We start from the raw sequence: 15,684 nt of genomic DNA, 5'->3' as shown, positions 1-15,684 counted from the left end.
AATGTTATATCCTTATAAAAACAATTTCATTTTTTCGGCAATCGCTTTTGCAAGCATAGGCGGAACAGCATTGCCAACTTGGCGTAATTGACTGGTTTTTGTTCCTAAAAAAATAAAATCATCGGGAAATGATTGAATACGCGCACTTTCTCGAACTGTTGGTACACGGTTAAATTGATAGTGAAAATGATGATTGTGTCCCGTATCAATCGTAAAACTTGGCTTTTGGCTGTTTAAGCGTGTCCATGCAATATTGACGTTTCGCGTTTGGCGCAAATGTTCAGGTAGGCTTTTGTAATTGCCGCCATCGGGGACAAGTGCGATAATTTCTTTCGTCTTGTCATTATGTTGCGTGATTTGATGATTAAACAAGCCAGTTGAATTTTGGCGCATCATGTGTTGATATTCGCTGCTGCCTAAAAGTGGATAAGCCGCGCCATCATCAACCGAATAATCAGGTAAATCAGAAATGGCTTGTTTGACAGTAACATATTGATTAACCGTTTGTTTTGGAAATTCAAATATTGTGCCATTTTTAAACCCCACAAAAAATGCGCGTTTACGATTTTGCGGTACCCCATAATCAGAAGCCATTAAAATTTGACTTTTGACGATATAGCCTAGTTGCTCAAAATCTTGAGTAATTTGTTGTTTAATCGCCCCTTTTCCCATTGACATTATATTAGGGACATTTTCCATTAGAAATGCTTTGGGCTGATAAAAACGGACAAAATCCACAAACGCTTTATAAAGTTGATTGCGTTCATCATCAATCATGCGTTTGCCGGCGATAGAGAAACCTTGACATGGTGGCCCACCAATAATCACATCTAATTGTTTAATTTGAGTTTGTTGGGAGATTTGTTCGGGTGTGATGTTGAATAAATCGGCGACAATGCCTTGTGTGCCTTTGTGTGTGGCGGTGTAGGTGGTAATCGCGTCTTGCCAATAATCTATGCCCAATTTGACATCAAAACCAGCTTGAATAAAACCGAGCGATAAGCCGCCACAGCCGCAAAATAAATCTAAAACAGTAGGTTGGTGTGTGTTATTCATCATATTTTCAAAAATAAGATTTCAGGTGGCCTGAAAAAGCAGAATTATAACTTAGGATAGAACGAATACCGTCTTAAATATTGCTTTAAGACAACATTATCTGTTATTTTTCAGGCAGCCTAAAAGCCCCAAAACCGCACTATCAATTAACCCCTATTGGCAAACAAATGGGTCAACTACCAATTGACCCCAAAGTCAGCTGAATACTGATTGCTGCACAACAAAATGACTGCATGGCAGAAATATTGGTGATCGCGTACGCGCTGTCGATTCAAGATCCACGCGAGCGGCCGCTAGAGGCGCGCGAGGAGGCAGCCAAAGCACACGAGCGTTTTACCGACAAGCAGTCTGATTTCCTTGCCTACCTGAACATTTGGGACAGCTTCCAGCGCGAGTGCGACAAAGACTTATCCAACAAGCAGTTGGTGCAGTGGTGCCGCCAATATTTCCTGTCGCACCTGCGGATGCGTAAGTCGCGCGCGATTGAAATGGGTTTAACCACCAAGGAAGCCGCTTTCAGACGACCTCCCGAAGTCAGGCAACTTTTATTGTGAACTTCCCATTATGAAAAAATCCCTTTTCGTTCTCTTTCTGTATTCGTCTTTGCTGACTGCCAGCGAAATTGCCTATCGCTTTGTATTTGGGATTGAAACCCTGCCGGCTGCGAAAATGGCGGAAACGTTTGCGCTGACATTTGTGATTGCTGCGCTGTATCTGTTTGCGCGTTATAAGGCAACGCGTTTGCTGATTGCGTTGTTTTTTGCGCTCAGCATCATTGCCAACAATGTGCATTACGCGGTTTATCAAAGTTGGATGACGGGCATCAATTATTGGCTGATGCTGAAAGAGGTTACCGAAGTCGGCAGCGCGGGCGCGTCGATGTTGGATAAGTTGTGGCTGCCTGTGGTGTGGGGCGTGTTGGAAGTCGTGCTGTTTTGCAGCCTTGCCAAGTTCCGCCGTAAGACGCATTTTTCTGCCGATATTGTATTTATTGCGGCGATGTTGCTGATTTTTGGACGTTCATTCAGTACAACGCAGGAACACGGTATTTCGCCTAAGCCGACATACAGCCGCGTCAAAGCCAATTATTTCAGCTTCGGCTATTTTGTCGGGCGCGTATTGCCGTATCAGTTGTTTGATTTAAGCAAGATTCCTGTGTTCAAACAGTCTGCGCCAAGCAAAATCGGGCAGGGCAGTGTTCAAAATATCGTTTTGATTATGGGTGAAAGCGAAAGCGCGGCGCATTTGAAATTGTTTGGCTACGGGCGTGAAACTTCGCCGTTTTTGACCCAGCTGTCGCAAGCCGAATTTAAGCCGATTGTGAAACAAAGCTATTCCGCCGCTTTGATGACGGCTGTGTCCCTGCCCAGCTTTTTTAATGCGATACCGCATGCCAACGGCTACGAACAAATCAGCAGCGGCGATACCAATATGTTCCGCCTCGCCAAAGAGCAGGGCTATGAAACGTATTTTTACAGCGCGCAGGCGGAAAACGAGATGGCGATTTTGAACTTAATCGGTAAAAAGTGGATCGACCATCTGATTCAGCCGACCCAACTCGGTTACCGCAACGGCGACAATATGCCCGACGATAAACTGTTGCCCCTGTTCGACAAAATCAATTTGCAACAGGGCAAGCATTTTATTGTGTTGCACCAACGCGGTTCGCACGTCCCATACGGCGCATTGTTGCAGCCTCAAGATAAAGTATTCGGCGAAGCCAGTATTGTGGATAAGTACGACAACACCATCCACAAAACCGACCAAATGATTCAAACCGTATTCGAGCAGCTGCAAAAGCAGCCTGACGGCAACTGGCTGTTTGCCTATACCTCCGATCATGGCCAGTATGTGCGCCAAGATACCTACAATCAAGGCACGGTGCAGCCTGACAGCTATCTTGTGCCGCTGGTGTTGTACAGCCCGGATAAGGCCGTGCAACAGACTGCCAACCAAGCTTTTGCACCTTGCGAGATTGCCTTCCATCAGCAGCTTTCAACGTTCCTGATTCACACGCTGGGCTACGATATGCCGGTTTCAGGTTGTAGCGAAGGCTCGGTAACGGGCAACCTGATTACAGGCGATGCAGGCAGCTTGAACATTCGCGACGGCAAGGCGGAATATGTTTATCCGCAATAAGCGGCGTGCAAACCAATAAAGACAAATTAAGATGATGTCGGGGAAAATGCCCGACCGACAAGACTATGCAAAATATGAAAAACCAAGTACGCGGATCAGGTATGGATGCCCGATCCAACCCAGCCAATGTTTCAGACGGCCTGCAAAACAGTTCGGGCCATATCGGTGCCAACACGCGCTACCGCTTAACCAAACTCGGCGAACAAATGGCGCGCCTGCCTATCGACCCGAAAATCGCGCGTATTTTGCTGGCGGCGAAGAAGCACGACTGCATGGCGGAAATATTGGTAATTGCGTCCGCGCTGTCGATTCAAGACCCGCGCGAGCGGCCGTTGGAAGCGCGCGATGCCGCGGCCAAGGCGCATGAACGCTTTACCGACAAGCAATCCGACTTCCTTGCCTATCTGAATATTTGGGACAGCTTCCAGCGCGAGCGCGACAAAGGCTTGTCCAACAAGCAGCTGGTGCAATGGTGCCGCCAATATTTCCTGTCGCACCTGCGGATGCGCGAATGGCGCGAGCTGCACCACCAGCTTGCCCAAACCGCGATTGAAATGGGCTTGACCACCAAAGAAGCCGCGTTTAGACAACCTCCTTCCCAAGAACAATTAAGGCCGTCTGAAAGTCAAGGCGACCAAGATTTGGCGGCCAAACTCAAACAAAAACAACTGGACAAGAAACAACACCGCGCCCAAATCCGCGCCGCAAAAGAAGCCGGCTACGAACAAATCCACCGCGCCCTGCTGACCGGCCTTATCGCCAACGTCGGCATGAAGTCGCCCGACGGCAACGACTACACCGGCGCGCGCGGCAGCCGTTTCCACCTGTTCCCCGCCTCAGCCCTGTTCAAAGCCAAACCCAAATGGGTGATGGCGGCAGAATTGGTTGAGACCACGCGCCTTTACGCGCGCGACGTCGCCGTTATCCAGCCCGAATGGATAGAGCAGGAAGCGCCGCACCTTGTCCGCTACCATTATTTCGAGCCGCACTGGGAACAAAAACGCGGCGAAGTCGTCGCCAGCGAACGCGTAACGCTTTACGGCCTGACCGTATTGCCGCGCCGTCCCGTGTCTTACGGCAAAGTTGCGCCTGAAGAAGCGCGTGAAATCTTTATCCGCGGCGCATTGGTGGCGCAGGAAAGCAATCTTCAGACGGCCTTTTTTGCACACAATAAAAAGCTGATTAAAGAAATTACCGAACTCGAACACAAATCGCGCAAGCAAGACGTATTGGTCGACGACGAAGCACTGTTTGCGTTTTATAACGAACGCCTGCCCGAGCTGGTGTGGAAAGACGAGAAAGGCGGCGTTTGGGGAAGCGAAGAGGGCGGACAAACCCAGTCGGACAAGACAACCGGACAAAACGGACAAGCAAACCAGCGCAACGCAGGGCGTGTGGAGCAAGCCGCGCACGCGGATTCCAAAGATGCGTCCAACCGCGAGCGCGAACCGAGTTCACACACCCTACAAAATGTTTCAGACGACCCCAAACCCAAAAAGCAGCCCATATCCCCAAAAGGCCGTCTGAAACCCCTACCCCTTGCCGATATCCGCACCTTTGAAGCCTGGCTCAAAACCGCCGAGCGCGACAATCCGCGCCTGCTGTTCCTTAGCCGCGACGATCTGATGCAACACGCCGCCGCACACATCACCGAAGAGCAGTTCCCCAAATTTTGGCAAACCGCAGACGGCAAGTTCAAACTTTCCTACCGCTTCGAGCCGCACCATCCGCTCGACGGCGTGACCATGACCGTGCCACTGACCGTCCTCAACCGCCTGCACGCGCCGTCGCTCGAATGGCTGGTACCCGGTATGTTGCGCGAAAAAATCCAGCTGCTGATTAAAGCCCTGCCGAAGCAAATCCGCCGCATTTGCGTGCCCGTACCCGATTTCATCACCAAATTCCTCGAAAGCAATCCCGACCGCCAAGCGGCCATCATTCCCCAGTTGGCGCACTTTATCGCCAAAAGCGCCGGCGATATGCGGATTCTCGAGCAAATCGACCAAGACGCATGGGCGGTGCAAGAATTGCCCGAACACTGCTATCTGAATCTGCGCATTATCGACGACGGCGGACAAGAACTCGCCGGCGGCCGCAAACTGCATGAGTTGCAGCAACAACTCGGCCAAGCCGCCGCCGTTACCTTCCGCGACAACACCCAAGAATTCGAGCGCGACAACGTTACCGCATGGGACATCGGCACCCTGCCTGAATCCATCAAATTCGCCCGCGGCAAACAACAGCTCACCGGCTACCTCGGCCTGCAAAAAGAAAAAGACGGCCGCATCGCCCTGCGCCTGTTCGACACGTCCGCCGCCGCAGAGCAGGCACACCGTCAAGGCGTGATCGAATTGATGAAGCTGCAATTAAAAGAGCAGGTAAAAGATTTGAACAAAGGCATCCAAGGCTTTACCCAAGCCGCCATGCTGCTCAAACACATCAACGCCGACACCCTGCGCGACGACCTCACCCAAGCCGTCTGCGACCGCGCCTTTATCGGCGAAGATGAGCTGCCGCGCAACGAAAAAGCCTTTAAAGAGCAAATCAAACGCGCCCGCAGCCGCCTGCCCGCCGTCAAAGAAGCCCTCAGCCGCTACTTGCAGGAAACCGCCGCCGCCTACGCCGAACTCAACGGCAAACTCGGCAAACACCCATTGACCCACCTTCTAAGACTACGCCTGCAAACCCTGCTTGCCCCCGGCTTTGCCAGTCATACCCCATGGGCACAATGGCCGCGCCTCCCCATCTACCTCAAAGCCATGACCCTGCGCCTCGAAAAATACAGCGGCAACCCCGCCCGCGACGCAGCCCGCGAAGCCGATATACAGGAATTGGAACAAATGTGGCTGGAAAAAACAGATAGCTTGGTGAAACAAGGACAACCCATTTCAGACGACCTCGCCGCGTTTAAATGGATGATTGAAGAATTGGGAGTGTCGCTGTTCGCGCAGGAATTGAAGACACCTTATCCGGTGTCGGTGAAGAGGTTGTTGAAGGAGTGGGAGGGAATTAAATAAAGGATAAAAAAGCCGTCTGAAAATTTTCAGACGGCTTTAGGCATATAAAGAAATTACACTACTGATCTTTTAGGTTTTCACTCAATTCTGCTACGAATTTTTCACTCTGATCTAACTGTAGATTTTCTTTAGACTCCTTTTCATCAATATCGTTAATAGATTCCTCTTCAAGACTATTTTTTGCTACAAGCTCCTCTTTACTACGTTCCCATTCATTTTTATATATTTCATAAAAGCTTGGACAAATGGGAGTACTATCTGCTGCATAAAGCTTGACTTCTGGAATTTCGATCTTATAAAAATTTAAAAATTCTTTCAAGAAATTTTGTAATTCTTCATGGTCCTGTTTATATCGCACACCTAAAAGATTATTCTGAGCATTTACAAGCTCTTCATAGTCTTTATTCCTAAAAACATCAATTACTAATACTGGATATAAGTTACCATCAGCAACACCTTTGAAGCATTGCATTTCTGCTAACCTTATTTTCCGTTCAAATTTAGTAAGTTTTTTATTTTGACACGCATCTAGCAACAAAATACCTAAACCTGGAGAAATAGTTAGTGTGTCAATTGATGAGTTCTTAGATATTCGGAAACCTGAATCAATCCCCTTCCCTAAAAAATCAAATTTATTAGGGTGCAGATCAGCCTGTTCTTCCATTTCCTCCGAAACCAAATCGTTGTTTCCACTCAAGGAGTCGGTAGCAGAATCTTCAGCAGATATTGGCATAATACTACTATTAGGAGTGGGAAATGAGGCAACCCATGCATTTCCTTTCGTATTAAGATTAAATTGTTGTATAACCTCTCCGAATTGTTGTAATGTTTGTATGAAAGCCTCAATACAAACTGACACATGATGTACGCTTTCTATTTTACAGCAAAATAAGATTTCATCACCTACAGTTTTCCAAAGTTTAGGAGAACCTGATTCTAACTCTTCATCGGATAAGCCGGCAGACTGTCCTATTTGCTGATAAAGTTCTGACAATTTTCTTGGAAATGTTCCATAAAACTGCTGAAAGGCCTTTAGCCATTCCAGTGGACTACTCTTACTATGTTTAAATGCGGTCGAACCCGTTAAATCAACTGATAAAAACAATCGGACTCTATATGCAGGAACCTCATAAGATGTAGATTCCTGTATTGTAGGTTTTACACTTTCATGGGGAGTCATAAAAATCCTAAATTACAACAAGCCAAGTGATTTGGCTCGAATATTTACTGCAGATGTACTAACCTGAAACTCTAGCTCAGCATCTACTGTTCCTTTTTTATATATTTGCTTAAATTTTTCTTCTGGCATTAATAAAGAAGCTGCAAACCAATTAGCTTCTCTTTCAGCAACTTGTTGATCCTTGTCATCTAAATCTACATATCTAGTAGCCCTAAAAATTTCATTATTTCCCATCTTTTCCCGAACATTAGGGTAATGTAAAAAAAAGTGACCTAATTCATGGGCAATTGTGAATCTATCCCTTTCAATGGATGTGAAAGGGGAAATAAATATTTCAAATTTAGCATCCTTATCCACCAAAATTGAGCCACTGTGCACATCTTCTTGGCTAGTATGCCCAATAGAAATTTTCCCTCCTAATTTTTTTACTAGTACAAAAAGGTCGTCTGTATAGTTGAATTGCAGTTTAGTCGATATTTCTTGCGCAAACTCTTCCACTCTCTTTTTTTTCGCATATAGAGGTATTGGGTTTGTATACATTGTGTGATTCATAATATAGTCCAACCTAGCAGTAAAATCGGGCATTATAATGCCCGATTTTACTGCTAGGTTGGACTTTCTTCAATTAATTTGTTTCAAATTAAGTGAGTGTAGCACGCACGCAGTCTTTTTTAAAAATGTTCTTTCCAACTAAACCAAAGGCCGTCTGAAAGTATTCCCCAACTTTCAGACGGCCTTTTTATATTCATATCCCTGTTTCATATCCCTGTTTATTTTTCCAACCGTGCAATCAGTTCGTCGGCCAAGTCTAGATAAGCCTGGGTGCCTTTGGCGTGGGCGTCGTAGGCGAGGGCGGGGAGGCCGTGGCTGGGGGCTTCGGCGAGGCGGATGTTGCGGGGGATGACGGTATCGAAGAGCAGGTTGCCGAAGTGTTGTTTGAGCTGTTCGCTGACTTCGACGACGAGGCGGCTGCGGCTGTCGTACATGGTGCGGACGATGCCGGTTACGTCGAGGTCGGGGTTGATGGCTTGGCGGATTTTGCGGACGGTGGCCACGAGGTCGGAAATGCCTTCGAGGGCGTAGTATTCGCAAAGCATGGGGACGATGACGCCGTTGGCGGCGACCAGGCCGTTGAGGGTGAGCAGGGTCAGGGACGGGGGGCAGTCGATGAGGACGTAGTCGTAGTTGTCGGCAACGAGCTGCAGGGCGTTTTTGAGGCGGATTTCGCGTGCGATTTCTTGGACGAGTTCGACTTCTGCGCCGGCCAGTGTGCGGTTGGCACCCAATACGTCGTAGCCGCCTTCTTTGCTGCGGACGACGGCGTTGGGGATGTCGGTTTCGCCGAGGACGACTTGGTAAACGCCGTTTTCGATGGTGGCTTTGTTGATGCCGCTGCCTGTGGTGGCGTTGCCTTGGGGGTCGAGGTCGACGACGAGGACGCGGCGGCCTTTGGAGGCCAGGGAGGCGGCTAGGTTGACGGTGGTGGTGGTTTTGCCGACTCCGCCTTTTTGGTTGGCGACGGCGAGGATTTGTGCGCTCATTTGCTTTGCTGTCGTGTTAAGTGTGGATGGCTGGATTGTACCGTTATTCGGTATGCTTGGGTTGTTTTCAGACGGCCTTTTTGCGGATGATGACGATATGGCGTTCGGCATTGAGTTGGGGGACGTGCAATGCTTCGACTTTTTCGACGGCGACGCTTTCGGGCAGTTTGTCGATTTCTTCTTGCGGGTATACGCCTTTCATGGCCGCCCAGTAGCCGCCGTCTTTGAGGAGGTGCTCGGTCCAGTTGACGAAGTCGGCGAGTTCGGCAAAGGCGCGGCTGGTGATGACGTCGGTGCGGCAGTCGGCGGCGGCTTCTACGCGGCCGCTGATGACGCGGACGTTTTTAAGGCCGAGTTCGATGACGGCTTGTTGCAGAAAGGCGGTTTTTTTGGTGTTGGCATCGAGGAGGGTGATGTCGAGGTCGGGGCGGCAGATGGCGGTGGGTATACCGGGCTGTCCGCCGCCGGAGCCGACGTCGAGCATGGTTTGCGCGTGTTCGATATAGGACAAGAGGGTCAGGCTGTCGAGCAGGTGGTGGCTGACGGTTTGGGCGGGATCGCGCAGGGCGGTCAGGTTGTAGGTTTTGTTCCACTTTTGCAGCAGGGCGGCATAGTCTAGCAGTTTGGCCTGTTTGGCTTCGTCGATGTCTAAACCCAGTGCCTGTATGCCGTCGCGGAGCTGTTGCGCCTGATTCATTTGTTATTCCTTATTGGTTAAAACGCGTTGGATGTAATGGTAACGGAAAGCATGCCGTCTGAAAATGTTTGTGCTTGTTGAATCAACGTTTCATCTTGTGAAAGACGATGGGCTGCTCCGGTGCGCGTGTGAGTTGTTTGGGCAGGGTCAGCATGGCGATGATCCATACGGAGAGGGTGTAGTAAAACACGCCTTGCCCGCGCATACCGGCCAATGCGGCATTGCCTAAGATGGCTTCAAAAATCAAGCCTGCCGCCGCCGAGGCACACGCTGCGACACCGGCAAGGAAGATGGCGTAACGCGAATGCCGGCGCATCATTTTTTTATACGCCAGCTTGGTCAGCCCGCCGGCAATCGGCAGATTGAGGAAGGCAAACATGCCGCAGACAAACCATGCGACGGAATCCTGCCAGCCGCTTTGCCATGCCCATGCGCCGTCTTTGACCGTGACCAGCAGGCCTTGGCCGTCTGAAAAGGCGATTTGCACGATATTGTGCAATATCATCGCCAGCGGCAGGGTGAGGAACATCAGTGCGACCAATAGGGGGCGGTAGGGTTTTTCTTGTGTCAGATACATGGCGGTTTGCCTTGTTGTGGGATAAGTCGAAATGATAGCAGATTGGCGGTTGATTCACGTTTGTTAGCGCTGAAATTGCTGACAAAAACGGTCAATTAAAAAAGAAATGAAAAATTCTTTTTTCTTGGTAAACCTTGGCGGATAAAGGGTAAGAAAACGTTTTCAGACGGCCTAATCTCTTATTTTTATATGAACCGAACAGAAAATCTTTGCATTTCTCCGTAAAATCTACTAAATTCTCAATAACATATTATAAAGACCTGAAATCTGGAACCCAAACCGAAACTGCCTCCCGCCCTTTACGCTCGGAAACTCAGCAGGCAAAAAAGTTTCACACACAACAAAAACAAAACAATTCCTCTGAAATCAGTTGTTTATAATGATAGATAACCACAAGGCAAACCATGCCTGACTTTAGTAGGAGTAAAACCATGGCTGAAGCAACCGATGTCGTATTAGTAGGCGGCGGCATTATGAGCGCCACTTTGGGCGTATTGCTCAAGGAGCTCGAACCATCTTGGGAAATTACCCTGATCGAACGCTTGGAAGATGTAGCGTTGGAATCATCAAATGCATGGAACAACGCCGGTACGGGACACTCTGCCCTGTGCGAATTGAACTATGCCCCCCTGACTGCCGACGGTACGATCGATCCGACCCGCGCCCTCAATATTGCCGAACAATTCCACATCAGCCGCCAGTTTTGGGCGAGTTTGGTCGAGGAAGGCAAACTGGCCGACCGCTCTTTCATCAATTCCGTCCCCCACATGTCGCTGGTGATGAACGCCGATCATTGCGATTATCTGCAAAAACGTTTCGACGTGTTCAAAAACCAAAAACTCTTCGAAAAAATGGAGTTTTCTACCGACCGCGCCAAAATCGCCGAATGGGCGCCGCTGGTCATCAACGGCCGCGATGAAAACCAATCTATCGCCGCCAACTACTCCGCCGAAGGTACAGACGTCGATTTCGGCAGCCTGACCCGCCAGATGGTCAAATACTTGAGCGACAAAGGCGTAAAAATCAAATTCAACCGCCATGTCGACGACCTCAACCGCGAATCGGACGGCGCATGGGTGCTGAAAACCAGCAGCACTAAAGACGATGACGACCCGTTGACACTCCGCACCCGTTTCGTCTTCCTCGGCGCAGGCGGCGGCGCACTGACCCTGCTGCAAAAATCCGGTATCCCCGAAGGCAAAGGCTACGGCGGCTTTCCGGTTTCCGGCCTCTTCTTCCGCAACAGCAATCCCGAAACGGCCGCGCAACACAACGCTAAAGTGTACGGCCAAGCCTCCGTCGGCGCGCCCCCAATGTCCGTTCCGCACTTGGATACCCGCAACGTCGACGGCCAACGCCATTTGATGTTCGGCCCGTATGCAGGCTTCCGCCCCAACTTCCTCAAACAAGGCTCGCTCATGGATTTGCCGATGTCCATCCACATGGACAACCTCTACCCCATGCTCCGCGCCGGTTGGGACAATATGCCGCTGACCAAATACCTCTTGGGCGAATTGCGCAAAACCAAAGAAGAACGCTTCGCCTCGCTGCTCGACTACTATCCCGAAGCCAACCCTGACGATTGGGAACTGATTACCGCCGGTCAGCGTGTGCAAATCATCAAAAAAGACCCGAAAAAAGGCGGCGTACTCCAATTCGGTACCGAAATCGTCGCCCATGCCGACGGCTCGCTGGCCGCATTGCTGGGCGCGTCTCCCGGTGCATCGACAGCAGTTCCGCTGATGATCAGACTTGTCCACCAATGCTTCCCCGATCATGCCGAATCATGGTCAGGCCGTCTGAAAGAATTGGTGCCCGGTTACGGCATCAAGCTGAACGACAATCCGTCTTTGGCAGACGAAATCATCAGCCACAACGCGACCGTTTTGGGCATCCACCACTAATTGAAGCAAGCACAAAGGCGGGCATTCTTGCCCGCCTTTTTTCAAACCATTAAAATAACGGCATTCAGGCCGTCTGAAACCTAATCGGCAACAGCATGTTGCACGATTCAAACCCGAAAATCAGCTCAGTAGAAAAACGCCATGACCGATATTCTCAACAAAATCCTTGCCACCAAAGCAGAAGAAGTGGCCGCCCAAAAAGCCGCCGTTTCCTTGGAAGACATCAAAGCCCAAGCGCAGGCAGCCGCGCCGGTTCGCAGCTTTATCGGCTCGATCCGTGAAAAACACGCGCAGAACCTGCCCGCCATTATTGCCGAAGTCAAAAAAGCCAGCCCGAGCAAAGGCCTGATCCGCCCTGATTTTCATCCTGCCGAAATCGCCGCCGCCTATGAAAAAGCCGGCGCGGCCTGCTTGTCCGTGTTGACGGACGAACCTTACTTCCAAGGTTCGCCCGAGTATTTGAAACAGGCGCGTGCGGCCGTGGCGCTGCCGGTCTTGCGTAAAGATTTCATCATCGACGAATACCAAATCTATCAGGCGCGCGCGTGGGGTGCGGATGCAATTCTCCTGATTGCCGCCGCACTGGAAGCCGGGCAGCTTGAGCGTTTTGAAGCCGTTGCCCACGAATTGGGCATGACCGTATTGTTGGAATTGCACGATGCGTCCGAGCTGGAAAAATGCCGCAACATGGCCACGCCGTTGTGGGGCGTCAACAACCGCAACCTGCGTACGTTTGAAGTGACCCTGCAACAAACCCTCGACCTCTTGCCCGAATTAAACGGCAAAACCGTTGTCACCGAAAGCGGCATCCGCAACAAAGAAGACGTCGATTTCATGCGCGGCCACGGCGTGCATACTTTCCTGATCGGCGAAACCTTTATGCGTGCCGACGACATCGAAGCCGAAGTCAAAAAACTGTTTTAAACTAAAAAACATCAGGCCGTCTGAATTTTCAGACGGCCTGAATCCATTGGAGACGAGAAAAAATGTTTACCGTACAGCGCATTTACGCCTATCAATCCGATTCTAAACAAACCGCCGTCTTTATCGACCGCCTCTATCCACGCGGCGTCCGCAAAGAGATTTTCTCCACTGCGCTTTGGCTGAAAGACATTACGCCCAGTGCAAACCTGCGCCGCTGGTATCATGAAAATCCGGCTCAAAATTTTGACGGTTTTGTCAGCCGTTATCACGAAGAGCTGCAAGGCGATGTCGAGCAGGCCGCCATCAAGCGGCTGCTGGATTTGGAAAAACAACACGGCAATATTTTGTTGCTGACCGCCGTCAAAGATCCCCGACATTCCCACGTCTCCGCACTGGCTCAATTTTTGGGCGCATCGTTTGAATATCGCGATTGAAAAACAGTATTTGCACCGGATACAAAAAGGCCGTCTGAAATCAAGGTTTCAGACGGCCTGCTATTTTCAAATCAAGAAGGATAAGGGTGTGCCACCAATTTTCCGTCTATGTATTCGCCGATATAGACTTGCGAGGCTTCAAGGTGGAGGCGGTCGAGTTCTTGTTGCAGCCATTCTTCGTCACGCTTAATGATTTCGAGGATGTCGGGGTCGACTTGGCCGTCTGTAATCAACGGATAGCGCAGGCTCTCGTCGCCGTACTGGATGACGGTGAGCTGGCCGTTTTGTTCCATCACGGCGCGTTTGACGGCAGAGATTTCGTAGATGCCGGCGGCGCGGAGTTTGAACATGAGGTCGTGTGCGCTGATGCCGTTTTTCATACATTCTTCTGCTTGGACTTTGCCGTTGACGATGATCCAAACGGATTTGCCGTCAATCACGGATTTGACCCAGCGGTTGTGGTTTTTGATGAATTTCAGGCTCAAGACCAACAGCGTCCACAAAATCAGTACGAGGAAAAATTGCAGCAGGCCGACGCTGTCGCTGTAAATCACGCCGCCGATGATGCCGCCGAGTACAAAGTTTTGCACTTGGTCCATGGCGGAGGTCGGCGCGAGGTTGCCTTTGCCTAAGAGGTTGATTTGCAAAATCAAACCTAAAATACCCATCAGCAGTTTGAGGGCGAGCAGGGAGTATGCTTCCATGTGTGTATCCTGTTATTCTTTATCGATGAGTTCGATATTGTTGTTGACCAAATTGATGGGCGTCAGCGTATAGGCGGAGAAGTCTTGATTGAAATGGACTTCATAGTATTGGCTTTTGATGCCGATAATCATGCCGTTGGACAGGCGCGTGCTGTTGACGATGATGTCTTGTTTTTTAACCTTTTGGTTTTCAATCAAGGCATCGAGAAAGCCAACCATGCGCGAAGTGTCGGCGGCGAAGTTTTGACGTTCGCTGTACGAAAGATATTGCGTGCCGCAGATGAGGATGAGCAGCAACAGTGCAATTATGCTCAGGTCGCGGTATTTGGTGTCCATGCGGTGGCGCAGATATTGCGATACGGCGAGCAGTAGGACGACGAGGGCGGCGAAAATCAGGATGTATTTCAAGTAGTCGTTGAAATACATATGGTTTTCAAGATAAAAGTGGGAAAAGAATTTCATGGTATTTGATAAATATGAGGGGGTAATCAGGCCGTCTGAAACTTATATTTCAGACGGCCTTGTCTATTAAACAAGAATGTTGTGTCAAGGTTTCGGATAAAGCACACATGGTGCTTCCCGAAGTAGTATCAGTTGATAAATCCGTCGTCTTTCATTTTCTTTTCGGATATGTATTTAATTGTACATTCATACACATATATATTTTTGATAGGTATTGGGTAGTATCACGGCAAGATCTTCCAGTGTCCAATTTCTATTGGACTGAAAGGTGGGAGAGTTTAATTCTTGCTGTTCGATTTTTTGCCACTCTGTGTTGGCTTTTGGGGCGAATTCTTTGGTAGTTTTTTCGAATGCGCGAATACCGATACGGTTTCTCTTGCTGTATATTCTGCCTGCCAAGTAACGTTGTTCAGGAAACTCATGCTCATGCCCCTTCAAGTTACCACTGCAATAGTTTTGAGTAGCTTCAGTATCAGCCAGCCGATCGGCATCGTGTAAAACAGCAAGATAGTGGCTTTTACCTTGCAAAATCAGCCAAGCTGCGAAGCCATAAGTATTGTATTTATGCTTACCACCGTACACCAAAGATAGCGCAGACCAAATTAATCTATTGGGACTGGCAATAATTGTGCATTCGTACATCTTAAAGAAATAATCAAAATATAATAAATCCTCATCTGGTAAAGATTCCAATAACCGATTCAAATTTTGGTTGAATTCTCCAATATTGCGAGATTCAGGACGTGCTTGATCAATGATGTTCCAAAAATCGTTGATTGTCATGGCTCCAATCTTCCGAACAATCCGAGACAGGCATAGACGCCGAGTTTAAACACGTTCTTTTTCCAAAATGACGACGTAGGCTTCACGCACGAAAAACAGCAGCATGCGGCGCTGGTCTTTTTCCATGGTAACGACCTTCCAGCCTTGCGAAGCGTGGCTGTTGAGGAAATCGCTGAATTTGACCGGATTGATTTTGGCGCTGCCGAAAACCAAACTGGACAGCAGGTTCTCTTGATAAATGACGGCTTTATATTCTTTCATTTTAT

At 49.3% G+C, this 15,684-nt stretch carries 15 protein-coding genes and 1 pseudogene; 6 read left to right on the top strand and 10 right to left on the bottom strand.

Annotated elements, in window-relative coordinates:
• Positions 1-12 precede the first annotated feature (12 nt).
• Positions 13-1,059 (bottom strand): DNA cytosine methyltransferase, encoded by a 1,047-nt coding sequence (locus FOC66_RS07860; RefSeq protein WP_003749350.1) that lies wholly within the window; start codon positions 1,057-1,059, stop codon positions 13-15.
• Between the two features lie 164 nt (positions 1,060-1,223).
• Here FOC66_RS07860 and FOC66_RS07855 point away from each other — a divergent pair.
• The 3 genes and pseudogenes from FOC66_RS07855 to FOC66_RS07845 form a co-directional block, all read left to right on the top strand.
• Positions 1,224-1,601 (top strand): annotated as a pseudogene (locus FOC66_RS07855) (ATP-dependent helicase); the annotation flags it as partial.
• A gap of 16 nt (positions 1,602-1,617) precedes the next feature.
• A complete protein-coding gene (locus tag FOC66_RS07850; RefSeq protein WP_172884837.1) occupies positions 1,618-3,195 on the top strand; it encodes a phosphoethanolamine transferase in 1,578 nt (525 codons plus the stop codon).
• Between the two features lie 101 nt (positions 3,196-3,296).
• Complete coding sequence (locus FOC66_RS07845) at positions 3,297-6,212, top strand: DUF3418 domain-containing protein (RefSeq protein ID WP_036494048.1); 2,916 nt, start codon at positions 3,297-3,299, stop codon at positions 6,210-6,212.
• A gap of 58 nt (positions 6,213-6,270) precedes the next feature.
• Here FOC66_RS07845 and FOC66_RS07840 read toward each other — a convergent pair whose 3' ends face one another.
• The 5 genes from FOC66_RS07840 to FOC66_RS07820 all read right to left on the bottom strand — a co-directional run bounded on the left by FOC66_RS07840 (position 6,271) and on the right by FOC66_RS07820 (position 10,207).
• Positions 6,271-7,392, bottom strand: a complete 1,122-nt coding sequence (locus tag FOC66_RS07840; protein WP_003749356.1) for a hypothetical protein — start codon at positions 7,390-7,392, stop codon at positions 6,271-6,273.
• A 12-nt stretch (positions 7,393-7,404) separates the two neighbouring features.
• The gene (locus FOC66_RS07835; protein WP_168162751.1) at positions 7,405-7,932 is read right to left on the bottom strand and encodes an ImmA/IrrE family metallo-endopeptidase; all 528 of its coding nucleotides are present in this window, start codon (positions 7,930-7,932) and stop codon (positions 7,405-7,407) included.
• Between the two features lie 230 nt (positions 7,933-8,162).
• On the bottom strand, positions 8,163-8,933 hold the full coding sequence (locus tag FOC66_RS07830) for a ParA family protein (protein WP_003681348.1): 771 nt from the start codon (positions 8,931-8,933) through the stop codon (positions 8,163-8,165).
• A 67-nt stretch (positions 8,934-9,000) separates the two neighbouring features.
• Positions 9,001-9,630, bottom strand: coding sequence for a 16S rRNA (guanine(527)-N(7))-methyltransferase RsmG (rsmG, locus tag FOC66_RS07825; protein ID WP_003749361.1), 630 nt, complete (start codon positions 9,628-9,630; stop codon positions 9,001-9,003).
• Positions 9,631-9,712: 82 nt separating this feature from the next.
• Entirely contained in the window at positions 9,713-10,207 is a 495-nt protein-coding gene (locus FOC66_RS07820; RefSeq protein WP_003749363.1) for a hypothetical protein, read from the bottom strand.
• A gap of 431 nt (positions 10,208-10,638) precedes the next feature.
• Here FOC66_RS07820 and FOC66_RS07815 point away from each other — a divergent pair, with 431 nt between their 5' ends.
• The 3 genes from FOC66_RS07815 to FOC66_RS07805 all read left to right on the top strand — a co-directional run bounded on the left by FOC66_RS07815 (position 10,639) and on the right by FOC66_RS07805 (position 13,469).
• Complete coding sequence (locus tag FOC66_RS07815; RefSeq protein ID WP_003749365.1) at positions 10,639-12,111, top strand: malate:quinone oxidoreductase; 1,473 nt, start codon at positions 10,639-10,641, stop codon at positions 12,109-12,111.
• A 141-nt stretch (positions 12,112-12,252) separates the two neighbouring features.
• Positions 12,253-13,035: an indole-3-glycerol phosphate synthase TrpC gene (trpC, locus tag FOC66_RS07810; protein WP_003749367.1), complete on the top strand. Its 783-nt coding sequence runs from the start codon at positions 12,253-12,255 to the stop codon at positions 13,033-13,035.
• Positions 13,036-13,097: 62 nt separating this feature from the next.
• Positions 13,098-13,469 carry a DUF488 domain-containing protein gene (locus tag FOC66_RS07805; RefSeq protein ID WP_003749369.1) on the top strand — a complete coding sequence of 124 codons (372 nt, stop codon included), beginning with the start codon at positions 13,098-13,100 and terminating at the stop codon, positions 13,467-13,469.
• Between the two features lie 71 nt (positions 13,470-13,540).
• On the opposite strand, the gene FOC66_RS07800 is transcribed toward FOC66_RS07805, so the two are convergent.
• The 4 genes from FOC66_RS07800 to FOC66_RS07785 all read right to left on the bottom strand — a co-directional run bounded on the left by FOC66_RS07800 (position 13,541) and on the right by FOC66_RS07785 (position 15,679).
• A complete protein-coding gene (locus FOC66_RS07800) occupies positions 13,541-14,173 on the bottom strand; it encodes a DUF421 domain-containing protein (RefSeq protein ID WP_003749371.1) in 633 nt (210 codons plus the stop codon).
• A 12-nt stretch (positions 14,174-14,185) separates the two neighbouring features.
• Positions 14,186-14,635: a DUF3290 family protein gene (locus FOC66_RS07795; RefSeq protein ID WP_003749372.1), complete on the bottom strand. Its 450-nt coding sequence runs from the start codon at positions 14,633-14,635 to the stop codon at positions 14,186-14,188.
• 186 nt (positions 14,636-14,821) lie between these two features.
• On the bottom strand, positions 14,822-15,418 hold the full coding sequence (locus FOC66_RS07790) for a DUF4240 domain-containing protein (RefSeq protein ID WP_003749374.1): 597 nt from the start codon (positions 15,416-15,418) through the stop codon (positions 14,822-14,824).
• A gap of 45 nt (positions 15,419-15,463) precedes the next feature.
• On the bottom strand, positions 15,464-15,679 hold the full coding sequence (locus tag FOC66_RS07785; RefSeq protein ID WP_003749376.1) for a DUF4177 domain-containing protein: 216 nt from the start codon (positions 15,677-15,679) through the stop codon (positions 15,464-15,466).
• Positions 15,680-15,684 lie beyond the last annotated feature (5 nt).

Source organism: Neisseria mucosa, from assembly GCF_013267835.1.
In the GTDB taxonomy this organism is placed as follows: Bacteria; Pseudomonadota; Gammaproteobacteria; order Burkholderiales; family Neisseriaceae; genus Neisseria.
This window is presented reverse-complemented; position numbering and strand designations above follow the sequence as displayed.